The organism is Clavibacter quasicaliforniensis, assembly GCF_051201715.1.
Lineage (GTDB): Bacteria > Actinomycetota > Actinomycetes > Actinomycetales > Microbacteriaceae > Clavibacter > Clavibacter seminis.
On record NZ_CP139624.1, the window covers coordinates 1264608 to 1285714 of the forward strand.

At 74.2% G+C, this 21107-nt stretch carries 24 protein-coding genes; 10 read left to right on the forward strand and 14 right to left on the reverse strand.

What is annotated here, in order from left to right; translation table 11 throughout:
* Positions 1-5 precede the first annotated feature (5 nt).
* From NL142_RS06095 to NL142_RS06105, 3 genes are all read right to left on the reverse strand, one after another.
* Positions 6-599, reverse strand: a complete 594-nt coding sequence (locus NL142_RS06095; protein ID WP_435081344.1) for a DNA-3-methyladenine glycosylase I — start codon at positions 597-599, stop codon at positions 6-8.
* Positions 596-1216, reverse strand: a complete 621-nt coding sequence (locus tag NL142_RS06100; protein WP_435081345.1) for a methylated-DNA--[protein]-cysteine S-methyltransferase — start codon at positions 1214-1216, stop codon at positions 596-598. Before NL142_RS06100 ends, NL142_RS06095 begins: the two co-directional genes overlap by 4 nt.
* A 106-nt stretch (positions 1217-1322) precedes the next feature.
* Positions 1323-1802 (reverse strand): Lrp/AsnC family transcriptional regulator, encoded by a 480-nt coding sequence (locus NL142_RS06105; RefSeq protein WP_104236117.1) that lies wholly within the window; start codon positions 1800-1802, stop codon positions 1323-1325.
* Between the two features lie 289 nt (positions 1803-2091).
* Here NL142_RS06105 and NL142_RS06110 point away from each other — a divergent pair, with 289 nt between their 5' ends.
* Positions 2092-3153 carry an FHA domain-containing protein gene (locus tag NL142_RS06110; protein WP_435081346.1) on the forward strand — a complete coding sequence of 354 codons (1062 nt, stop codon included), beginning with the start codon at positions 2092-2094 and terminating at the stop codon, positions 3151-3153.
* Positions 3150-3986, forward strand: a complete 837-nt coding sequence (locus NL142_RS06115) for a PP2C family protein-serine/threonine phosphatase (protein WP_435081347.1) — start codon at positions 3150-3152, stop codon at positions 3984-3986. Before NL142_RS06110 ends, NL142_RS06115 begins: the two co-directional genes overlap by 4 nt.
* Positions 3987-4007: 21 nt before the next feature.
* Here the strand turns inward: NL142_RS06115 and dapD are convergent, their stop codons facing one another.
* Positions 4008-5006, reverse strand: a complete 999-nt coding sequence (gene dapD, locus NL142_RS06120) for a 2,3,4,5-tetrahydropyridine-2,6-dicarboxylate N-succinyltransferase (RefSeq protein WP_435081348.1) — start codon at positions 5004-5006, stop codon at positions 4008-4010.
* 79 nt (positions 5007-5085) lie between these two features.
* On the opposite strand from dapD, the gene dapE reads away from it, so the two are divergent.
* The 3 genes from dapE to NL142_RS06135 all read left to right on the forward strand — a co-directional run bounded on the left by dapE (position 5086) and on the right by NL142_RS06135 (position 7718).
* A complete protein-coding gene (dapE, locus tag NL142_RS06125; protein ID WP_435081349.1) occupies positions 5086-6183 on the forward strand; it encodes a succinyl-diaminopimelate desuccinylase in 1098 nt (365 codons plus the stop codon).
* Entirely contained in the window at positions 6165-7397 is a 1233-nt protein-coding gene (locus NL142_RS06130) for a hypothetical protein (protein WP_435081350.1), read from the forward strand. The genes dapE and NL142_RS06130 overlap by 19 nt, the downstream gene beginning before the upstream one ends.
* A gap of 147 nt (positions 7398-7544) precedes the next feature.
* On the forward strand, positions 7545-7718 hold the full coding sequence (locus NL142_RS06135; protein ID WP_012037866.1) for a DUF3117 domain-containing protein: 174 nt from the start codon (positions 7545-7547) through the stop codon (positions 7716-7718).
* A 109-nt stretch (positions 7719-7827) separates the two neighbouring features.
* Here the strand turns inward: NL142_RS06135 and NL142_RS06140 are convergent, their stop codons facing one another.
* A complete protein-coding gene (locus NL142_RS06140; RefSeq protein ID WP_043587585.1) occupies positions 7828-8460 on the reverse strand; it encodes an O-methyltransferase in 633 nt (210 codons plus the stop codon).
* Positions 8461-8610: 150 nt separating this feature from the next.
* Between NL142_RS06140 and NL142_RS06145 the strand changes: the two genes are divergently transcribed.
* Complete coding sequence (locus NL142_RS06145) at positions 8611-8985, forward strand: twin-arginine translocase TatA/TatE family subunit (protein ID WP_012037868.1); 375 nt, start codon at positions 8611-8613, stop codon at positions 8983-8985.
* A 56-nt stretch (positions 8986-9041) separates the two neighbouring features.
* On the opposite strand, the gene NL142_RS06150 is transcribed toward NL142_RS06145, so the two are convergent.
* A complete protein-coding gene (locus NL142_RS06150; RefSeq protein WP_194682922.1) occupies positions 9042-9959 on the reverse strand; it encodes a LysR family transcriptional regulator in 918 nt (305 codons plus the stop codon).
* Between the two features lie 115 nt (positions 9960-10074).
* On the opposite strand from NL142_RS06150, the gene NL142_RS06155 reads away from it, so the two are divergent.
* Complete coding sequence (locus tag NL142_RS06155; protein WP_435081351.1) at positions 10075-10197, forward strand: hypothetical protein; 123 nt, start codon at positions 10075-10077, stop codon at positions 10195-10197.
* Positions 10198-10295: 98 nt separating this feature from the next.
* Here the strand turns inward: NL142_RS06155 and NL142_RS06160 are convergent, their stop codons facing one another.
* From NL142_RS06160 to NL142_RS06170, 3 genes are read right to left on the reverse strand one after another with little or no spacing between them, the layout of a single operon-like run.
* Positions 10296-11471, reverse strand: a complete 1176-nt coding sequence (locus NL142_RS06160) for an Mrp/NBP35 family ATP-binding protein (RefSeq protein ID WP_194682921.1) — start codon at positions 11469-11471, stop codon at positions 10296-10298.
* Entirely contained in the window at positions 11461-12009 is a 549-nt protein-coding gene (locus NL142_RS06165; RefSeq protein WP_043587578.1) for a DUF1003 domain-containing protein, read from the reverse strand. Before NL142_RS06165 ends, NL142_RS06160 begins: the two co-directional genes overlap by 11 nt.
* Positions 11993-13339 carry a magnesium transporter MgtE N-terminal domain-containing protein gene (locus tag NL142_RS06170; protein ID WP_012037873.1) on the reverse strand — a complete coding sequence of 449 codons (1347 nt, stop codon included), beginning with the start codon at positions 13337-13339 and terminating at the stop codon, positions 11993-11995. The genes NL142_RS06165 and NL142_RS06170 overlap by 17 nt, the downstream gene beginning before the upstream one ends.
* A gap of 58 nt (positions 13340-13397) precedes the next feature.
* Here NL142_RS06170 and NL142_RS06175 point away from each other — a divergent pair, with 58 nt between their 5' ends.
* Positions 13398-14066: a YflT domain-containing protein gene (locus NL142_RS06175; protein WP_435081352.1), complete on the forward strand. Its 669-nt coding sequence runs from the start codon at positions 13398-13400 to the stop codon at positions 14064-14066.
* Between the two features lie 28 nt (positions 14067-14094).
* On the opposite strand, the gene NL142_RS06180 is transcribed toward NL142_RS06175, so the two are convergent.
* Both NL142_RS06180 and NL142_RS06185 read right to left on the reverse strand, forming a co-directional pair.
* Positions 14095-15723: an aminopeptidase P family protein gene (locus NL142_RS06180; protein WP_194682919.1), complete on the reverse strand. Its 1629-nt coding sequence runs from the start codon at positions 15721-15723 to the stop codon at positions 14095-14097.
* A gap of 102 nt (positions 15724-15825) precedes the next feature.
* Positions 15826-16851, reverse strand: a complete 1026-nt coding sequence (locus tag NL142_RS06185) for an endonuclease/exonuclease/phosphatase family protein (RefSeq protein WP_435081353.1) — start codon at positions 16849-16851, stop codon at positions 15826-15828.
* A 92-nt stretch (positions 16852-16943) separates the two neighbouring features.
* Between NL142_RS06185 and NL142_RS06190 the strand changes: the two genes are divergently transcribed.
* Complete coding sequence (locus NL142_RS06190) at positions 16944-17819, forward strand: PHP domain-containing protein (RefSeq protein WP_119373640.1); 876 nt, start codon at positions 16944-16946, stop codon at positions 17817-17819.
* Between the two features lie 90 nt (positions 17820-17909).
* Here the strand turns inward: NL142_RS06190 and NL142_RS06195 are convergent, their stop codons facing one another.
* Positions 17910-19463 carry a DEAD/DEAH box helicase gene (locus tag NL142_RS06195; RefSeq protein ID WP_435081354.1) on the reverse strand — a complete coding sequence of 518 codons (1554 nt, stop codon included), beginning with the start codon at positions 19461-19463 and terminating at the stop codon, positions 17910-17912.
* Positions 19464-19612: 149 nt separating this feature from the next.
* Between NL142_RS06195 and NL142_RS06200 the strand changes: the two genes are divergently transcribed.
* Positions 19613-20332 carry a ferritin-like fold-containing protein gene (locus NL142_RS06200; protein WP_435081580.1) on the forward strand — a complete coding sequence of 240 codons (720 nt, stop codon included), beginning with the start codon at positions 19613-19615 and terminating at the stop codon, positions 20330-20332.
* 81 nt (positions 20333-20413) lie between these two features.
* Here NL142_RS06200 and NL142_RS06205 read toward each other — a convergent pair whose 3' ends face one another.
* A complete protein-coding gene (locus NL142_RS06205; RefSeq protein WP_435081355.1) occupies positions 20414-20701 on the reverse strand; it encodes a hypothetical protein in 288 nt (95 codons plus the stop codon).
* A gap of 9 nt (positions 20702-20710) precedes the next feature.
* Positions 20711-20935, reverse strand: coding sequence for a DUF3107 domain-containing protein (locus NL142_RS06210; protein ID WP_194682914.1), 225 nt, complete (start codon positions 20933-20935; stop codon positions 20711-20713).
* Positions 20936-21107 lie beyond the last annotated feature (172 nt).

The following is a 21107-nucleotide window of genomic DNA, read 5'->3' on the forward strand; positions in this document are numbered from 1 at the left end:
CGCGGTCAGGCGGCCAGGTGGCAGCCGACGACGTGGTCGTCGACGAGGCCCGATGACTGCATGAGCGCGTAGACAGTGGTGGGGCCCACGAAGCGGAGGCCGTGAGCCTTCAGCTCGCGGCTGAGGGCCGTGGACTCCGCCGTGACGGCGGGGATCTCGTCTGCCGTCGTCGGTCGTGGGCGGACCAGGGGATCGGACGCGTGCGCCCAGATCATCCGATCGAGGGCGCCGTCCCCGTGCGCGTCGACGAGGGCCCGCACGGCGCGCGCGTTGCCGGCGGCCGCGAGGATCTTCGCGCGGTTGCGGATGATCCCCGCGTCTCCCATGAGCCGCTCGACGTCGCCTTCGTCCATGGCGGCGACCGCGTCGACGTCGAAGTCGTGGAAGACCTCGCGGAAGCGCGGGCGCTTGCGGAGGATGGTGATCCACGACAGGCCCGCCTGGAAGCCCTCGAGGCAGAGCTTCTCGAAGAGCGGGCGGTCGCCGTGCAGCGGACGGCCCCACTCCTCGTCGTGGTACCTGCGGTACTCCGTGTCGGCCGCGGACCAGGCGCAGCGCGCGAGGCCGTCGTCGCCGACCGCGATCGACGCGCGGGTCACGACAGCACCGAGCCCTCGAGCGCGAGCAGCCGCACCTTGGTGGCGACCCCGTCGCCTGCGCTGAAGCCTGTCACGCGTCCGTCGGAGCCGAGCACGCGGTGGCACGGGACGAGGATGCAGAGCCGGTTCGCCCCGACGGCGCCGCCCACGGCGCGCGCACCGCCGGGACGACCCGCCGCCAGCGCGAGCGCACCGTACGTCGTGACACCGCCATGGGGGATGCGGGCCAGCGCCTCCCAGACGGCGACCTGGAACGGGGTCCCGGCCAGGCGCACCGGGACGTCGAACGATGTGCGGAGGCCGGCGAAGTACTCGTCGAGCTGCCGGGACGTCTCCGCGAGCACGGGGCTCGGCCTGTCGTCCAGGTGGTCGAGCGGCAGGACGCCGTCGGTCGCGATGGACAGGGCTACGACCCGGTCGCCCTCGGCCACGAGCTCCAGGCGGCCGACGGGGGAGGGCACCCGGAGGAGAGCGGCGCCGACGGGCAGGAGGCCCGCTGCGGGCGGGAGCGGACGGCGCGGATCGGCGTCTCGAGCAGGGGATCCGGGTCGGCGACCGCCGGGCGGGGGCACCGTCGGGGGCGCGAGGGCGACGGCGGGTGCGGAGGAGGGGGTCATGCGGCGACCGTACGACGGGCCGCGCGGATGGCGCCGGGGACGCCGCGATCGGGGGAGGGACGGCGAGAGCCGCCGCCGGGGGAGGAGGCGGAGGAGCGCGCCGCCGTCACCGGGAGCGCCCGTGTCCGTCCTGCGTGTGGACCTTGAGGTAGACGAACGTCTCCGTGCTCACGACGCCGTCGAGCGCGCGGATCCGGGCGTTGAGCAGCTCGACCAGCTCCTCGTCGTCCTCGCACACCACCTCGGCGAGCAGGTCGAAGGTGCCCGCCGTCATCACCACGTAGTCGACGGCGGGGATGTCCGCGAGGGCGTCCGCGACCACCCGCACGTCGCCGCTCACGGTGACGCCGATCATGGCCTGGCGGGTGAGCCCGAGCTGCTGCGGATCGGTGAGCGCGACGATGCGGATCACGCCCGCGTCCGTGAGCTTCTGCACGCGCTGCCGGACGGCGGCCTCGCTGAGGCCGACGGCCTTGCCGATCTCGGCGTACGACCGGCGCCCGTCCTCCCGCAGCTGCTCGACGATGGATCTCGAGATCGCGTCGACGGGGAGCCCGCGGGCGGAGGGGCGCTGCGGCGTGCTCATCGTCCGAGCATGGCAGTCGGGCGGAGGTCGGGCAACCGGATCCGCAGCCAGCGTCCCTCCCCGAGGTCCGGATGCCCCTCCGGGAGCGCCCGGCGGGCGGCTGTCCGACGGCGGCGCAACAGCGGGTCAGCACGCGGCCGCCCGGTAGGATCCCTGTCAGCGCGTCCGGCCGCCCGAGGCCCGGCGCCGACCGCCCGACCGGGCGCCGAGCCCCGATGGAGCCGATGACGTGAGCGAGGGCTCCCACCGTTCCTCTCCCGCCGCCCGGGGGTCGGCAGGCCTCGCGGTCGTGACGCCCCACGCCGTGGTGCTCCTGCCCGGCGGCGCCCCGACGCGCGTCGTGGAGGACCTCTGGCGCATCCTCGCGGATCCTGCCACCACGGCCGAGGCGGTCGTCGCGGCGCTGCCTCTGCGGGGCGCGGACGAGGTCGCCTCCTTCGCCGTGATCGTGCACGAGGCCGTGGGGCCGGAGGGCGCGCGCCTCCAGGTGGTGCTGCGCGGGGACGCGGTCGTGGACGCCGACGTCGACGGTGACGCGGATGCCCGCCGTGTGGACGCGCGGCGGGCCCAGCCCTTCTACCTCGCCACCCTCGACCGCGTGCGCGCGTACCGGGCAGGGCACGCCGACGCCGCGGCGGGCACGACCGGGATCGCGATCGGGGGCCTCCCGCTGATCGCGGGCGCCGTCGCCGCCGACGCCGTCGACTGGCGCCTCGGCGACGCGCGATCCGGCGACGCCGCGGGCGCTCACGCGGACCGCCGCGGCGGCTCGCCCTCCGCGCGCCACGCGGCGCCGCCCGTCGACCCCGGCCTCGTCGCCACCGTCCTCGACGGGCCGGCGGATCCGGTCGGGCACGCGGGAGGACCCGACGCCCGCGAGGCCGAGGCCGACGCCGAGGCCCGCGCCGGATCCGCCGGCGTCCCCACCGTCGCGATGCCCACCGCGCCCGCAGCGGCCGAGGACGTGGACGCCGCGCGCGTCGTCCACGCGTTCCGCGTCCTGCGCGACGGCGTGCCGCACGTCGACGCCGTCGTCCCCGACCGGATCCCCCTCGACGCGCCCGCCATCGTCGGCCGCCGGCCCCGACCGCCGCGCGTCGTCCGTGGCGTCGCCCCGCGCCTCGTGGCCGTGCCGTCGCCGCTCGGCGAGATCTCCGGCACGCACCTCGGGCTCCGGCAGGACGCCGGCGTCATCGTCGTGACCGACCTCGACTCCACGAACGGCACGGTCGTGCTCGCGCCCGGGGCCGAGCACCTCGCGCTGCGTCCGGGGGAGTCGCTCGTGGTCGTGCCGGGCACGCGCATCGACATCGGCGACGGCGTCGTCCTCGAGATCCTGTCCGCCCGATGACCGCCATCGGAGCGGACGTCGCGGAGGCGTCCCTGGCACTCCCCGACGGACGCACGCTCGTGCTCGGCTGGGCGTCCATGACCGATCGCGGACTCCGCCGCGACCACAACGAGGACAGCGTGCTCGCGGCCGTGCCGTACTTCGCGGTCGCGGACGGGATGGGCGGCCACGCGGCGGGCGACGTGGCGAGCGACGCCGTCATCCGCCGCCTCGCCGAGGAGCAGGAGCGCGCGGAGTCCGGCTTCGCGGATCCCGAGGGCGTGGAGCCCGCGCTCGACCTGGCCGTCGGCGACATCCGCGAGGAGACAGGGGAGCTCGAGCTGCACGCCGGGACGACCGTCACGGGCGCGTGCCTGACCCTGGTGTCCGACCGCCCGTACTGGGCCGTCTTCAACGTCGGCGACTCGCGCGTCTACCAGCTGAGCGGCGACGTGCTGGAGCAGGTCACCGTCGACCACTCGGTCGTGCAGGAGATGGTGGACGCCGGCCGCATCACGCGCGCGCAGGCCGACCGGCACCCGGACGGCAACATCATCACCCGGGCCGTCGGCGTGGGCGACGCCGCCGAGGCGGACTACTGGCTGCTGCCCGTCACCGCGCGGCTGCGGCTGCTGGTCTGCTCGGACGGGCTGACCAAGGAGCTGGCCGACGCGGAGATCCGCGGGCACCTGCTGCGCGCCGACGACGCGGCGACCGCGGTGCGCGACCTCGTCGTGCACGCGCTGGAGAACGGCGGGCGCGACAACGTGACGGCGATCGTGGTCGACGTGCTGCGGATCGACCCGGCCGCCGACGCGACCGACACCCGGCGGCGCCGCGGCCTCCGCCGCTGAGCCCGGTCCGCGACGCCCGCGCTAGGCGTGCAGCGCGTCGTTGAGGATCGAGCCGCCGGCGCGCCGCGGGACCGCCTCGACGGCCCCGGTGAGCGAGTTGCGGCGGAAGAGGATCCCGGGCCGCCCGGAGAGCTCGACGGCCTTGACCTGCGGCACGGTGCCGTCCGGACCGGGCGCCTCGCCGGCGAGCCGGACCTTGGTGCCCGCGGTCACGTACAGGCCGGCCTCCACGACGCTGTCGTCGCCGATGGAGATGCCGACGCCCGAGTTCGCGCCCAGCAGCGCCCGCTCCCCGACGACGACGCGCTGCGTGCCGCCGCCCGAGAGCGTGCCCATGATCGACGCGCCGCCGCCGACGTCCGAGCCGTCGCCGACGACGACGCCCTGCGTGATGCGCCCCTCGACCATGGACGCGCCGAGCGTGCCCGCGTTGAAGTTGACGAAGCCCTCGTGCATGACGGTGGTGCCGGGCGCGAGGTGCGCGCCGAGCCGCACGCGCGAGGCGTCGGCGATGCGCACGCGGTCGGGCGTGACGTAGTCGAGCAGGCGCGGGAACTTGTCGATGCCGTGCGCGGCGATGCCCGCCCGCTGGAGCGAGGGGCGGAGGCGGTCGAAGTCGTCGGGGTGCACGGGGCCCGCGTTCGTCCACACCACGATGGGCAGGTGGCCGAAGATCCCGTCGAGGGAGATCGTGTTCGGCGCCACGAGCAGGTGGCTGAGCAGGTGCAGCCGGAGGTACGCGTCGGGCGTCGACGTGGGGGGCGTCTGCAGGTCGATCTCGACCGTGACGATGTCGACCGTCACGCCGCGTCGCGGGTCGGCCACGGCGAGCTCCTCGATCCAGGCCGGCGCGATCCAGCGGTCGCGGCCGGCGGGCAGCGACCCGAGCTCGGGCGCGGGGAACCAGGTGTCGAGCACGGTGCCGTCCGAGGCGACGGTCGCGAGGCCGTATCCCCACGCGGATCCGGAGGCGGGAGCGGAGGCGGGCGCGGCGGACGAGGGCGAATCGGGGGAGGCCATGCGGCCAGCGTACCGATCGGCGTGGCCCGTCCCGGGTCCTCCCCAGGACCGCGTGCCGCCCCCGACCTAGGATGTCCGCATGCCGACCGAGACGCCTCCCGTGCCCGTGCTCGACCTCACGGCGGGGAGCGTGGAGGTCACCCGCGCGATCTGCGACATCGAGTCGGTCTCCGGCGACGAGGCCACGCTCGCCGACGCCATCGAGAGCGCGCTCGCCGGCTGCGCGCACCTCCGGCTGGAGCGCGACGGCGACGCGGTCGTCGCCCGCACGCACCTCGGCCGCGACCGCCGCGTCGTCATCGCCGGCCACATCGACACCGTCCCGCTCAACCGCAACCTGCCCACGCGCACCGAGCACGAGGGCGGCGTCGAGTACCTCTGGGGACGCGGCACGGTCGACATGAAGGCGGGTGTCGCGGTGCAGCTCGTGCTGGCCGCCGAGCTCGTGGATCCCGCGTACGACATCACCTGGATCTGGTACGACCACGAGGAGGTGTCCGACAGCCTCAACGGGCTCGGCCGCCTCGCCCGCACCCGGCCCGAGCTCCTGGAGGGCGACTTCGCGATCCTCGGCGAGCCGACGCGCGCGGAGATCGAGGGCGGCTGCAACGGCAACCTCCGCGTCGAGGTCCGCGCCTTCGGGAAGCGCTCGCACTCGGCCCGCTCCTGGGTCGGCGAGAACGCCATCCACGGCATCGCGCCCGTGCTCGACACGCTGGCCGCGTACGAGGCGCGCGAGGTCGAGGTCGACGGCCTCGTCTACCGCGAGGGCCTCAACGCCGTCGGCGTCTCGGGCGGCATCGCGGGCAACGTGATCCCCGACGAGGCCATGGTGCACGTCAACTACCGCTTCGCCCCCAGCCGGTCCGGCGTCGAGGCCGTGGAGCACGTCACGAGCCTCTTCCCCGGCTTCGAGGTCACGGTCGTCGACCTCGCGGAGGGCGCGCGGCCCGGCCTCGACGCCGAGATCGCGCAGCCGTTCCTCGCCGCGGTCGGCGGCGAGGCGCGCCCCAAGTACGGCTGGACCGACGTCGCCCGCTTCAGCGCGCTCGGCGTCCCGGCCGTGAACTACGGCCCCGGGGATCCGCTCCTCGCCCACCACGACGACGAGCGCGTCGACGTCGCCCAGATCACGTCGTGCGAGCGCGGGCTGCGGGCGTGGCTGACCGCGCGCTGACCCGGCCGGTCGGGCGCCCCGCTCCGCTCGACCTGCCGGACGCACGACCCGCCGGACGCCTGCCCTGGTGGGCGGCGGTCCTCGGCGTCTACGCCGCGAGCCGCGTCCTCACGACCGTGCTGATGCTCGTCGCGGCCCGCAGCCAGATCCGCACCCCGTGGGCCCCCGCCTCTCCGTCCTACCTGCAGTACGCCACCTTCTGGGACGCCGGCTGGTACCGCGACATCGCGACCTTCGGCTACCCGACCGTCCTCCCCGTCGACGCCGCGGGGCACGTGCAGTCGAACCCGTGGGCCTTCCTGCCGGTCTACCCGGCCATCGTGCGCGCCATCCAGGACGCCACGGGCGCGCCGTTCGACGTGACCGCGGTCGCCGTCTCGGTGCTCGCCGGCGGCGGCGCCGTGCTCGTGCTGCACCGCCTGCTGTCGCGCTTCCTCTCGCCGTCCTCCACCCTCACGGCGGTGGTGATCGTCTGCGTCGCGCCGGTCTCGCCGCTCTTCCAGATCGCGTACGCCGAGAGCCTGCAGACGCTCCTGCTCCTCGTCGCCCTGCTGCTCCTGGTCGAGCGGCGCTACGTGCTCCTCGCGCCCGTCGTGGTGATCATGGCGTTCACCCGCCCCCTCAGCCTCGCCTTCGCGCTCGCGCTGGTCCTGCACGGCGCCCACCGGATCGCCACGGCCCGCCGCGATCCGTTCCCGCCCGCGGAACGAGCCCGGCTCGTCCTGGCGACGACCTCCGCCGTCGCCGCGGGCGCCGCGTGGCCGGTGATCGCCTGGATCCGCACGGGCTCCTTCACGGCGTACACCGACACGGAGCTCTCCTGGCGCGCGGCGTACGTCGGCTACCGCCACCTCGTGCCCTTCGAGGCGTGGTTCGACGCGGGCGACTTCTGGATCGGCGGGATCGCGGGCGCGATCGCCGTGCTGCTCGCCGTGGCGGCCTTCGTCCTGATCCTGCTGCGCCCCTCCGTGCGCGCCCTCGGCCCCGACCTCCGCATCTGGATCGCGTCCTACGGCCTGTACCTCTTCGCGGTCTTCTTCCCGCAGTCGAGCGTCTTCCGCCTGCTCCTGCCCATGATCCCGCTGGCCGGGGCGCTCGCCGTGCCCCGTTCTCGTGCCTATCGCGTCGCGGTGGTCGTCGCCATGGTCGTAGGCCAGTGGATCTGGATCGACGTCTTCTGGCGTGCCACCGCGGGCGACTGGACGCCGCCGTGACCCGGCGTCCGCGACTCCTCCCGGCCGCCCCGCCGCGCCCCCTCCACCGCCGGATGGGGGCGCGGCGGGCGTAGCACGGAGCCGCGCGTTCATCGGGGGGCGTGTCCATGCGGGATAATGGACGCACATCCACGAAAGGGGAGCCGAATGGCAGCCATGAAGCCCAGGACCGGCGACGGACCGATGGAGGCCGTGAAGGAGGGCAGGCTCATCATCGTGCGCGTGCCCTTGGAGGGAGGCGGACGACTCGTCGTCTCCGTCAACGACGCCGAAGCGAAGGAGCTTCACGACGCCCTCGCCGCGGTGACCAGCGCGAGCTAGTCGAGAACGGATCACGCGACACCGCCCGCCCCGTCGACGACGGGGCGGGCGGTGTCGTATGCGCGGGGTTCGCGGCGACGTCGATCGTGCGAGCGGCGGACCGCGGCGGTCAGCGCCCGGTCTTGGCGATCTGCAGCAGGCCGTCGCCCGCGGGCGACAGCGACGCGACCACGGCGCCCGATCCCGCCGTCTCCTGCACGAGGGTGCGGAACGCCGCGGTCTGCGCATCGCGCGCGGCGGGGTTCTGCACGCGTCCGCGCCACAGCGCGTGCGGCACGAGGACGAGCCCGCCGGTGCGCGCGAGGCGCAGGCCGTGCTCGACGTACTCGATGACCTGGGCGGGATCCGCGTCCACGAGCACGAGGTCGTAGCTCGCGTCGCTCATCCGCGGCAGCACGTCGAGGGCGCGGCCCGTGATGAGGCGCACGCGGTTGGCGGGCACCTCGGCGTCCGCGAGGATCTCGCGCGCGGCCTGCTGGTGGTCGAACTCGACGTCGATGCTGGTGAGCACCGCCCGCGGTGCGCCGCGGAAGATGCAGAGGCCCGAGACGCCGGCTCCCGTGCCGATCTCGATGACGCTGGTCGCGCGCGTCGCCGCGGCGAGGAGCGAGAGCTGCGCGCCGACGGCGGGGGAGACGGCCTCGATGCCCAGCTCGCGGGAGTGCTGGCGCGCCAGGGCGATGTGCTCGTCCTCCACGACGACGTCCTCGGCGAACTTCCACCCGGTCTCCTGGTCGGACACGCGGCACCTCCCTCTTCCGGGTCCCCAGGGTATCGGCCCGGCGGCACCCGCCCGACCGGCGGATGTCCGGTGCGGATCGGATGGGCGCCATCCGCTGACCGGACCCTGCGGACGGGCGGAGATGCGGCGTCGACCGGCTAGCCTGTGATCATGTTCGGCCTGACGTTCGAGAAGCTGATGCTCATCGGCATCATCGCCGTGTTCCTGCTCGGCCCCGAGCGGCTGCCGGTCTACACCCAGAAGCTCGCGGATCTGGTGAAGGCCGCGCGCCGCATGGCCACCGGCGCCCGGGAGCGCATGCGCGACGAGCTGGGGCCGGAGTTCGACGAGGTCGACTGGAAGAAGCTCGACCCGCGCCAGTACGACCCGCGCCGCATCATCAAGGAGGCGCTGTTCGAGGACGAGCCCGTCGTCACGAAGCCGCGCGTCCCCGTCGAGACCACCATCGCCCGCCGCCAGCGCCTCGAGCGCGAGGCCGCCGCCGCCTCGGCCCAGCCCGCGCCGTTCGACGCCGAGGCCACCTGACGCGCGTCGCCTGACCGCGATCCGTCCGCCTGCGTCATCCGGGCATCCATCGCACCTCAGCCGTTCCCGCTGAAGCGCGCGTCCACCGCCTTCGCCTCCTCGCGGAGGGCGTCCACGACGGCGCGCACCGACGGCCGCTCGGCGCGGTCCGGGCGCAGGAGCACATGCAGGTGCCGCTTCGACGTGACCCCCGACAGCCTCTTGACCACCACGCCCTCGTACGAGCCTGCGGTGTACCGCGGCAGCAGCGCGATCCCGTGCCCGGACGCCACGAGCGACTCCGTGATGCGGGTGTCGCTGAACCGCTGGACCACGCGCGCGGGCGCGCCCACGGCCTGCTCGATGTCGAGGAGGATCCGGTCGAACGGCAGGCCCTGCGGCACCCCGATCCACGGCTCGCCGCTGAGGTCGGCCGGGCTCACCGACGCCCGCCCGGCGAGCCGGTGGTCCGCGGGCATGGCGACGTCGAGCGGCTCCACCATGAGCGGCACGATCACGAGGCCGAGCCCGCGCCAGGTGCCCGCGCCCGCGAGCGAGTGGGCGATGACCACGTCGAAGTCGGCGGTGAGGTCGGCGAAGGCGCGGGATGCCGGATCCCTGTCGCTCGCCCGCAGCGTGAGGTCGGGGATCCCGGCGACGCGGTCGAGGAGGCCGGGCAGCAGCATCTGCGCCGCGGTGGGGAACGTGGCGAGCGTGACCTCGCCGGACGGCTGGTGCCGGAAGTCCTCCCACAGCGCCTCGGCACGGGCCACCGCGACGGCGATGTCGGTCGCCGTGCGGGCGAGCGCGCGGCCCGCGTCGGTCAGCACGATCCCGCGTCCGGAGCGCTCCGTGAGCGGCACGCCGGCCTCGCGCTCGAGCACCTTGAGCTGCTGCGAGACGGCCGACGGGGTCCGGCCGGCGGCGCGCGCGACGGCGCCCACGCTGCCGCGGTCGGCGAGCTCGCGGAGGAGCTCGAGGCGACGGATGTCCATGAAGGCAGGCTACACAACCAGACAAGGGCTATGAGCTTGTCCTGAACGGTGTGCGGTGGTCCCATGGAGGTGCGGCGGAATGCGCCGCCATCCGCCTTCTCGCAGGAGCACCACCATGACCGTCTTCCTCGTCGCCATCGCCGCCCTCTCCGTCTCCGCCATCGCCGGCACCGTCGTCGTCACGGCGCGCGACGGCTACCGCGCGCTGCCCACGCGCACGCACCGCAGCCACGTCTAGGCAGCGCCCGCAGCACGGACGAGGAGGACGGCAGCCCGCGGGCTGCTGTCCTCCTCGTGCGTCACGGGGCGTCGACAGGAACCGGGGCGTCGGCGCTCCTAGGAGACGGACAGGCCCAGCCGCCGGCCCGCGAGGCCGCGGCCGCGCGAGGCGAGGTGGTCCGCGACCCGAAGGATCTGGACCGCGGCGGGATCCGTCGGCGCGGCCAGCACGAGCGGTGCCCCGGCGTCGCCGCCCTCGCGGAGCGCCATGCTGAGCGGCACGCTCGCGAGGAGCGGCACGGGCGCGTCCTGCCCCGCAGAGAGCCGACGCGCGACCTCCTCGCCGCCGCCCGCGCCGAAGAGCTCCAGCACGGATCCGTCGGGCTGCGCGAACCCGGCCATGTTCTCCACGACCCCGGCCACGCGCTGGCCCGTCTGCCGCGCCACCAGTCCGCTGCGCTCGGCCACGTCGGCGGCTGCGGGCTGCGGCGTCGTGACGACGAGCACCTCGGCGTGCGGCAGCAGCTGCCCCACGGTGATCGCCACGTCGCCCGTGCCGGGCGGCAGGTCGAGCAGCAGCACGTCGAGGTCGCCGAAGAAGACGTCCGTGAGGAACTGCTGGATCGTGCGGTGCAGCATCGGCCCGCGCCAGGACACGGCGGTGCCGCCGGTGGCGTCGGGGTCGAGGAACATGCCGATCGAGATGACCTTCACGCCGTGCGCGACGGGCGGCAGGATCATGTCGCCGACGCGCGTGGGCTGCGCGGTGCGGCCGTCGGCGTCGACCAGGCCGAGGATCCCCGGGATCGAGAAGCCGTGCACGTCGGCGTCGACGAGGCCGACCGCGAGGCCCTTCGCCGCGAGCGCGACCGCGAGGTTGGCGGTGAGCGTGGACTTGCCGACGCCGCCCTTGCCGCTCGTGACCGCGTAGACGCGCGTGAGGCTGTCCGGCCCGAACGGGATGCCGCGCTGGGCAGCGGGACCGCGGAGCCGTTCGGTGAGCGCGCGACGCCGCTCGGGGCTCATCACGCCGACCGTGAGCTCGAGCTGCGCCACCCCGGGCACGGCCTCGACGGTCTCGCGCACGTCGCGCTCGATGGAGGTCGCGGCCGGGCAGCCGACGATCGTCAGCGCGATGTCCACGTGGGCCACGCCGTCGGCCTCGACGCGGACGTCGGAGACCATGTCGAGCTCGGTGATGGGGCGGCGGATCTCGGGATCCACCACGCGGGCGAGCGCCCGCCGCACGGCGTCCGCCGTCAGCGCCCCGGAGCCGCCGGCCTCAGCGGGCATGCGTCCTGCGGGTCGTGCCCTCGGCGTCGTCCGCCTCGGGGTCGTCGCGGCGGTCGAGCTCCTCGAGGAGCTGGCGCAGCTCGGCGCGGATGAAGTCCTTCGAGGCCACGTCCTTCATCTGCAGGCGCAGCGACACGACCTCGCGGGCGAGGTACTCGACGTCGGCCACGTTGCGCTCGGCGCGCTGCCTGTCCTGCTCGATCTGCACGCGGTCGCGGTCGTCCTGGCGGTTCTGCGCGAGCAGGATGAGCGGGGCCGCGTACGAGGCCTGCAGCGACAGGATCAGCGTGAGCGCCGTGAAGCCGAGGGCTGCCGAGTCGAAGCGCGCGGACTCCGGTCCGTAGGTGTTGTAGCCGATCCACGCGACGCAGAAGAGCGTGAGGCCGACCAGGAACCACGGCGTGCCCATGCCGCGCGCGATGGACTCGGTGAAGCGGCCGAACCGGTCGCGGCTCGCGCGGTTGCGCATGGGGAGGACGGTCGTGCGGAGGCCCTTGGGCGCGTCCAGCCGGACGTCGCGGTTACTCTGCCGTGCCACGGGGGATCCTCCGTCCTCGTACGGGTCCTGCGGTGGGGATGGCGGCCGTGGCCGTGCCGTGGAAGCGGGCCGTGGCGCGCTTGCGCGTCTCGCGTTCCGCGTCGGCGCTCCGCCAGTCGTCGGGCAGGAGGTGGTCGAGCACGTCGTCGATGGTGACCACGCCGACCAGCCGGTGGTTCTCGTCCACCACGGGCACCGACACCAGGTTGTAGCTCGCCATGATGCGCGACACCTCGGCCGCGCTCGTGTCCGCGCGCACGGGTTCCAGACCCTGGTCGAGCAGCGTGCCGAGGCGTTCGTGCGGCGGGTAGCGCAGCATCCGCTGGAAGTGCACCATGCCGAGGAAGCGGCCCGTGGGCGGCTCGTACGGCGGCAGCGTGACGCAGACCGCGGCGCCCAATGTGGGCGCGAGCTCGTGGCGGCGGATGAGCGCGAGGCCCTCCGCGACGGTGGCGTCGCCCGAGACGATGACGGGATCCGTCGTCATGAGGCCGCCCGCGGTGTCCGGCGCGTAGCTGAGGAGCATGCGGACGTCGTCCGCCTCCTCCGGCTGCATGAGCTCGAGCAGGGTCTCGCCGCGCTCGTCCGACAGCTGCGCGATGAGGTCGGCCGCGTCGTCGGGCTGCATCTGGTCGAGCACGTCGGCGGCGCGGTCGTCGTCGAGCGTGGCCATGATCTCCACCTGCTCGGCCTCGGGCATCTCCTCGAGCACGTCGGCGAGCCGGGCGTCCGGCAGCTCCTCCGCGACCTCGAGTCGACGAGCCTGGGGCAGGTCGAGGAGGGTGTTGGCGAGGTCGGCGGGCAGCAGGTCGGAGTAGGCGGCGAGGAACTGGGAGGCGGACTGGGCGACCCCGTCGTCCTGGAGCTCGGCGACCTCCTCCCACGTGGCGAACATGGTCGCGCCCTTGGCGAAGGGGGACGGGCTCGTGCGCGGGCGGCGGCAGAAGAGCTGCGAGACCTCCCACTCGGCCTGGCCGGACTCCTCGATGGCGACGTCCTCGATGACGGCGTTCCCGGATCCGTCGCGCATGCTCACGCGCCGCCCGAGGATCTCGGCGATGACGCGCACCTCGCCCCCGCGCTGCTCGAAGCGGCGCAGGTTGATGAGGCCGGTGGTGATGATCTGCCCGGAGCCGATGCTCGTGACGCGGCCGATGGAGAGGAACACGCGGCGCTTGCCGGGGATCTCGACGATGAGGCCCACGACACGCGGCGGATCGTCCTTGCGGTAGACGACGAGCACGTCGCGGACGCGCCCGACGCGGTCTCCTGCGGGGTCGAACACGCTGCACCCGGCGAGCCGGGCGACGAAGACTCGGGAGGCGCTCACAGAGTCAATCTAGTCGCTCGCCCAGCGCCCGCCCGGCACCCCGTGGAAGACTGGCCACGTGACCAACCCGCTCCTCGGACGCCCGTCCCGTGCCCGCATGCCGAAGCTGCCGAAGGGTGAGCCCGTCGCGACCTACGAGACGTACGACGAGGCCCAGAAGGCCGTCGTCACGCTCGCCGAGGCGGACTTCCCGGTGACGCAGGTGAGCATCGTCGGCAACGAGCTGACGAGCGTCGAGCGGGTCACCGGGAAGCTCACCTCCGCCCGGGCCGCGGTCGCGGGAGCCGCGAGCGGCGCGTGGCTCGGCCTCTTCCTCGGCCTCGTCACGTTCCTGTTCTCGCCCGTGCCGAACATCTCCTTCGTCGTCGGCGCGGTCATCATCGGCGTCGGCTTCGGCGCCATCTACGGGATCGTCAGCTACAGCATCACGCGCCGCCGCCGCGACTTCACCTCGGTCATGCAGGTCACGGCCACGAGCTACTCGGTGGTCGTCGAGCCCGACTCGATGCACCGCGCGCGCAACGTGCTCGGCATCGGGGGAGCGAGCACCTCCGTCTACGGGGAGCCCGCGGTCACCGCGCCGCCGGCCGCGCCGCCCGTCTCGCGTCCCGTCGGCCCGTACGGCGAGCGCGTTCCCGAGCCGGGCGCGTCCGACGCCCCCGAGCCGACCGCGCCTCCCACGTCGACCGATCGGCCCGTCGGCGAGCAGGGCGCGCAGGGCGCCTGATCCCCGCGCGTCCCGCCCACCGTGGCGGCTAGGCGCGTCCGGCCATCCACGCCTCGACCTCGTCGGCCGTGCGCGGGATCCCCGCGGACAGGTTCTCCGCGCCGTCGCGCGTCACGAGGATGTCGTCCTCGATGCGCACGCCGATGCCCCGGAAGCGCTCGGGCACCGTGAGGTCGTCGGGCTGGAAGTAGAGGCCCGGCTCGATCGTGAAGACCATGCCGGCCTCCACGATGCCGTCGATGTACATGTCGCGGCGGGCCTGCGCGCAGTCGTGCACGTCGAGGCCGAGGTGGTGGCTCGTGCCGTGGACCATGTAGCGGCGGTGGTGCTGGTTGTCGGCCTCGAGCGCCTCCTCCGCGGTGACGGGCAGCATGCCCCAGTCGGCGGCCTTGCGGGCGATGACCTCCATCGCGGCGGCGTGCACCTCGCGGAAGCGGATCCCGGGCCGCACGATCGCGAGCGCGGCGTCGGCGGCCTCGCGGACGGCCTCGTAGACCTCGCGCTGCACGTCGGTGAAGGTGCCGGAGACGGGGAGCGTGCGGGTGATGTCGGCCGTGTAGTAGCTGTCGAGCTCGACGCCGGCGTCGATGAGGATCAGGTCGCCCTCGACCACGCGGCCGTCGTTGCGGGTCCAGTGCAGGATGCAGGCGTGCGGGCCGGACGCCGCGATGGTGTCGTAGCCGACCGCGTTCCCGTCGGCACGGGCCCGGGCGTTGAAGACGCCCTCGACGACGCGCTCGCCGCGCGCGTGCGCGACGACGGCGGGCATGTCCGCGATCACGTCGGAGAAGCCGCGGCCGGTGGTGTCGACCGCCTCGCGCATCTGGCGGATCTCGTACTCGTCCTTGACGAGGCGGAGCTCGGAGGCGTCGCGGGCGAGGAGGGCGTCGCCGTCGGCGGGATCGGTCTGCTCGGCCGGTTCGGCGTCGGAGGCGGCGGGCGCGGCCGCGCGGGCCTCGTCCACGCGCGCGGCGAGGGCGGGATCGGCCTCGCGGATCACGCGCACGGGACCCGCGGCCGCGATGGCGGCGTCGACGTCGGCGAGGGGCGCGGTGGCGATCCCGAGGTCGGCCGCGACCTGGCGGAGCGAGGGGCGCGGGCCGATCCAGAACTCGCCGATCTCGGCGTTGGCGTAGAACTCGTCGCTGTCGCGTCCGGCCCGCTCGCGGAAGTAGAGGGTGGCGTCGTGCGCTGATCCGTCGGCCGCGGATCCCTCGGCCACCGGCTCGAGGACCAGGACGGCGCCGGGCTCGCTGTCGGCGCCCCATCCGGTGAGGTGGGCGAAGGCCGAGTGCGCGCGGAACGGGTAGTCGGTGTCGTTGCTGCGCTGCTTGAGGCGGCCGGCGGGGATGACGAGCCGCGTGCCGACGTGGAGGGCGGACAGGCGGCGGCGGCGGTCGGCGGCGTAGGGCGCCTGTTCGCGCGCCGACGGGTCGACCTCCTCGCGGTCGGCCCAGTTCGTGGACACGAAGTCGCTGAAGGCCGTGCTCGCGGGCGTGGTGCTGCGGTTGCTGGTCGCGCGGGGGACGGGGGCGTCGCCGGAGCCGGGGGCGGACGTCACGGGGGCCGCGGTCTCGGTCGTCGCCAGGGGCGCGGCCGGATCGGCGGCGATCTCGACGGGGACGGTCTCGGACGCGGTGTCGGTGTTCTCGGCCATCCGTCGATCATCCCACCTGCACGCGGCACCGAGGCGGGGCGGCTCCGTGCGGTGTCAGCGCAGCGGCGTGAGCTGCGCGATCCCCGCGTGCTCCGTGCGGTGTCAGCGCAGCGGCGTGAGCTGCGCGATCACCGGGCGGTGGTCGCTGCCGGCGCCATCGCGGTCCTCGACGACGCGGAAGCCCGTGACCGCCCACCCGGGGGTGGCCATGATGTGGTCGATGGGCGTGCCGAGGAGCGCGGGGAGCCCCGTGGGCCAGGTGCCGACCGCGCCGTTGCCCGAGGCGCGCCCGGCGTCCACGCACTTCCCGAGGTCGGTGACCTGATCGCGTTCGGTGGGCGCGCCCCCGTACCGGCTCATGTGGTCGAGCGTCGCGTTGAAGTCGCCCGCGATGATCACGTTCCCCTCGTCGCAGCGCTTCCCGAGCCACGCGAGGTCGGCGCGCCAGTTGTCCATCTGCTCGGGGATGGGGGAGACGGGGTGCACGGCCATGATGACGGGGCCGTTCCCGTCGACCGGCTCCATGATGACCGTGGGCAGCACGCTCGTGGTGCCGCGCGACTCGTCCATGCGGTAGTCGCCGTAGGCCGCGCTGATGAGGATGGTGGTGGAGCGGGCCGCGGCCACGTCGTCGAACGCGGCGGTGCGCACCCACATGGGCCGTCCCGCATTGCGCATGAGCACCGCGATCTCCGCGCCGGTCTCCTCGCGCGTCTCCGGCAGCGTGATGACGTCGGCGCCGGACTCGATGGCCAGGTCGGCGACGGCGCGCGCGCCCGTCGCGCCGCCGAGCGTGTTCCAGGTCAGCACGGTGACGTCGTCGTCCTGCGCCTCCTGGAACGCCGTGTCGCCGAGCCCGCGGGTGGCGAGCACGGCCGAGTTGGCGCCGATGAACAGCACGAGCAGCACGGCGATGCTGCCGAGGAGACGGCGTCCGGGGCGGATCGCGAGGCAGAGGACGAGGGTCAGCACCAGCACGGCGGCCGCCGCGGCGACGAGGCCGCCGCGGATGGCCACGGCGTGGGCGACGAGGTACGTCTGCTCCAGCCCGAGGAGCTGCGGCCAGGTGACGACGAGGAGCCCTGCAGCCGTGATGAGGATGGCTGCTGCTCCGACGATCCGACCCATGACGTCCACCACACTATGGCGGCTCTCTGGGAGAGCGCCGCCGCGGGCTCCGGCCGGCCGGGCGGCATCGGGCCGCCGCGTAGGATGGCGGGATGCCGGAGGAGCAGCCAGGTCCCATCGACCTGCACACGCACAGCTCCGTGTCCGACGGCACCGAGACGCCCGTCGAGCTCGTCGCGCAGGCGGCCGCGCAGGGCCTGTCGGCCGTGGCGCTCACCGACCACGATTCCACCGCCGGCTGGGACGACGCCTCAGCGGCCGCCCTCGCGCACGGCATCACGCTCGTCCCCGGCATGGAGATGAGCACTCAGCTCGAGTACGCGAGCGTGCACGTGCTCGCCTACCTCTTCGATCCCGAGGACGCGGACCTCGCGGCCATGACCGCACGCGTGCGCTCCGAGCGCATGACGCGCGCCGAGGCCATGGTGGGCCGGATCTCGCGCGACTACGCGCTGACCTGGGCGGACGTGCTGGCGCAGACCACGCCCGGCAGCACGATCGGCCGGCCCCACATCGCCGACGCGCTCGTCGCCCGAGGGCACGTGCCGAGCCGCACGGCCGCGTTCGAGAGCATCCTGCACTGGCAGGGCGGCTACTACCGGCCGCACTACGCGCCGGATCCGATCCTCGGCGTCGAGCTCATCACGGCGGCGGGCGGCCTGGCCGTCCTCGCCCACCCGGGCGCCCGCGGGCCGGAGCGCGTGCTGTCGGACTCGCGCATGACCGCGCTCGTCGCAGCGGGCCTCTTCGGACTCGAGGTGCGCCACCGGGACAACCCGCCCGCGGCACGCGTGCGGCTCACGGAGCTGGCGGAGCGGTTCGGGCTCGAGGTCACGGGATCCAGCGACTACCACGGCGCAGGCAAGCCGAACCGGCTCGCGGAGAACACCACCGAGCCCGCCGTGCTCGCCCGCATCGTCGAGCGCGCGACGGGCTGGGCGCCCGTCGTGCCCGTGCCGGCGGCCTGACGCACGACCGGCGACCCACGGGCCGGGCACGACGGAGGGGCCGCATCCGGTGGATGCGGCCCCTCCTTCGTGCGATCCGCGCGCGCGGCGCTAGGACGTCGCGGTGGGGCGGTCGCCGCCCGAGCGGCGACGGCGGTTGCGCGAGCGCGGGCGGGTCTGGCCGTCGGCGTGGGGCGCGTCGTGGCCGCCCGCCGTGTTCGGCTGCTCGCTGCCGATCGTCGCGGTGGCGTCCGCGGGCGCGGTGGCCGACGCGGTCGACGTGCTGCGGCTGCGCGAGCGGTCGCGGTCGCCGCCGCCCGTGGAGGAGGAGGCAGAGGAGGAGCGGTTGCCCGAGCGGTCGCCGCCCCGGTCGCCGCCGCGTCCGCCGTCCCGGCTGCCGCCGCGTCCGCCGTCGCGACCCGAGTCGGAGCCGCGGCTGCCCGGACGCTCGCGCGGGGTGCCGTCCGGGTTGACCGTCGGGGTCGCGCGGAGTCGGCCCTTGGATCCGGCCGGGATGTCGAGGTCGGTGTAGAGGTGCGGCGAGGACGAGTACGTCTCGGTGGGCTCCGGCTGGCCGAACTCGAGGGCGCGGTTGATGAGCGCCCACTTGTGCAGGTCGTCCCAGTCGACGAACGTGACCGCGATGCCGGTCTTGCCCGCGCGGCCCGTGCGGCCGACGCGGTGCAGGTACGCCTTGTCGTCCTCGGGGATGGTGTGGTTGATCACGTGGGTGACGTCGAGCACGTCGATGCCGCGCGCCGCCACGTCGGTGGCGATGAGGATGTCCTTCTTGCCGGCCTTGAACGCGGCCATGGCGCGCTCGCGCTGCTCCTGGTTGAGATCGCCGTGCACGGCGGCGGCGTTGAAGCCGCGGTCGTTGAGCTCCTCGACGAGGCGGGCGGCGGCGCGCTTGGTGCGCGTGAAGATGACGGTCTTGCCGCGGCCCTCGGCCTGGAGGATGCGGCCGATGACCTCGTCCTTGTCCATGTTGTGCGCGCGGTAGACGAGGTGGCGGATGTTCGCCTGCATCAGGCCCTCGTCGGGGTCCGTCGCGCGGATGTGGATCGGCTTCGTCATGAAGCGGCGGGCGAGCGCGACGATCGGGCCCGGCATGGTGGCCGAGAACAGCATCGTGTGACGCACGGCCGGGGTCTGCGCGAAGAGCTTCTCGATGTCGGAGAGGAAGCCGAGGTCGAGCATCTTGTCGGCCTCGTCGAGCACCATCTCGCGCACGTTCTGGAGCGAGAGCAGGCGCTGGCCCACGAGGTCGAGCAGGCGGCCCGGCGTGCCGACGACGATCTGCGCGCCGGCCTTGAGCTGCTCGATCTGCCCCTCGTACGCCTTGCCGCCGTAGATGGAGACGACGGTGGTGGCGCGGTGCTTGGTGGCGATCTGGAGGTCCTCGGTGACCTGGACGGCGAGCTCGCGCGTCGGGACAACCACGAGCGCCTGCACGCCGGGCTCCGGGGTGAGGCCGAGCCGCTGGATGAGCGGGAGGCCGAAGCCGAAGGTCTTGCCGGTGCCCGTCTTGGCCTGGCCGATGATGTCCTGGCCGGAGAGCGCCAGGGGGATGGTCTGCTCCTGGATGGGGAAGGGTTCGAGGATGCCGTGGTCGGCGAGCGCCTGCACCATGTCCTCGTCGATGTTCAGTTCGGTGAAAGTCACGTTGTGCCCTGTCTAGCGGTGCGGTCCACGCCCGGACTGCTTCTCTGCGGGCGCGATGGGGCCCTTCCGTTGAGGGACCACGGGCGAGTTTAGCGGGCGGGCGCCAGATGGCCGCCTCCGCCGCCCTATACGCTGGCCACGTGCTCAAGATGTTCGGACGCCGGTCGACGACGATCGAGGCGCCCCGGGTCAGGTCCCGCGGCGAGTCGAAGCGTCGATCCCAGACGACGACCGTGAGCGTGGACGACTTCTCGCCCGACACCCTCCGCTTCCTCGGCGCCGTCGCCTACCTGCAGCTGACGGTCTTCGAGACCCTCTCGCGCGCGGTCACCGAGGCGCCGGACCTCGCCGGCAAGGAGGCCGTCTCGACCGCCGCCGGCATCGCGCTCGGCAAGCACCAGGCGCTCGCGGCTGAGATCAAGCGGCAGGACGGCGACCCGAGCGTCGTCATGGAGCCGCACCGCGCCGCGTTCGACCGGTTCACCGCCACCGTCGCGGGCGCCGACTGGTACGAGTGCCTCCTCTCCGCCTACATCACCACGGGGCTGCTCGACGACTTCTTCGTGCGCCTCGCCTCCGGGCTCCCGTCGGACCAGCGCCAGCGCGTCGTCGTGCTGCTGTCGTCGGGCGTGGGGCAGCAGGGCATCGTCGACGCGGTGCGCGCCGGGATCCGCCGCGACCCCCGCCTCGCGTCGCGCCTGGCCATGTGGGGCCGCCGTCTCGTCGGCGACACGCTGCTCGTCGCGGGCACGGCGATGCGCGCCTCCCTCGCCGACCCGGACGACGCGCGCGTGCACCTCGAGCCCGTGTTCGCGGGGATCATCACGGCCCACACCCGTCGGATGGACGCGCTGGGGCTCACGGCCTGACGCGGCCCGCCGGCTCCGGCCCGGCACGCGACGACGCCCGGCCCCTCGAGGGGACCGGGCGTCGTGTCGTGCGGGTGAGGGTCAGCCGCCGATCGCGGCCAGGTCGCGGGCGTCCGCGGAGGAGCGTCGACGGCCGATGAGCAGGTCGGTGCCGGCGGCGCCGAGCGCCGAGAGCGCGAGCGTCGCGATCCAGATGACGCCCTGGTCCCAGCGCAGGCCGGCCCACGTGAGCGCGACCCACGCGACCATGGCCGTGACGGTGCCGACGGCGGGGACCAGCAGAGCACCGTGCGTGGCGCGGTGGGGGAGCGCGTAGCGCGCGACGAGGCCGATGAGGGCGCCGAAGATCGCGACGAAGAGGAGCTCCACGGACGTCGGCTAGCGGACGAAGCCGATGCGCGGGGCGTCGGCGCTGCCGAGCTCCACGTAGGCGAGGTGGGCGGTGACTGCCAGGTGCGTGCCGCCCTTGTCGTCGGTGAAGGAGATGAAGGGCGAGGAGTCGCGGACGGCGTCCGTGACGGTCCGCTGGACCTCCTCGGGCGTCTGCTTGGTGGTGAAGGAGAGCTCGCGGGCGGTGTTGACGAGGCCGATACGGATTTCCACGGGAGGTGCCTTTCGATGCGTCGGATGCGACGGTGCCCCCTCAGGCTAGGGCACCCGCATGCGCGGCCCCGCGGCGTTCACTGAGGGCGGACGGGCGGGGGCGGGGCCGGTACGGGGTGCGCCCTCGGCGGCCGCGTGGCGGGCGCCGATGCGGGGATCGGCCGTCGTCGGG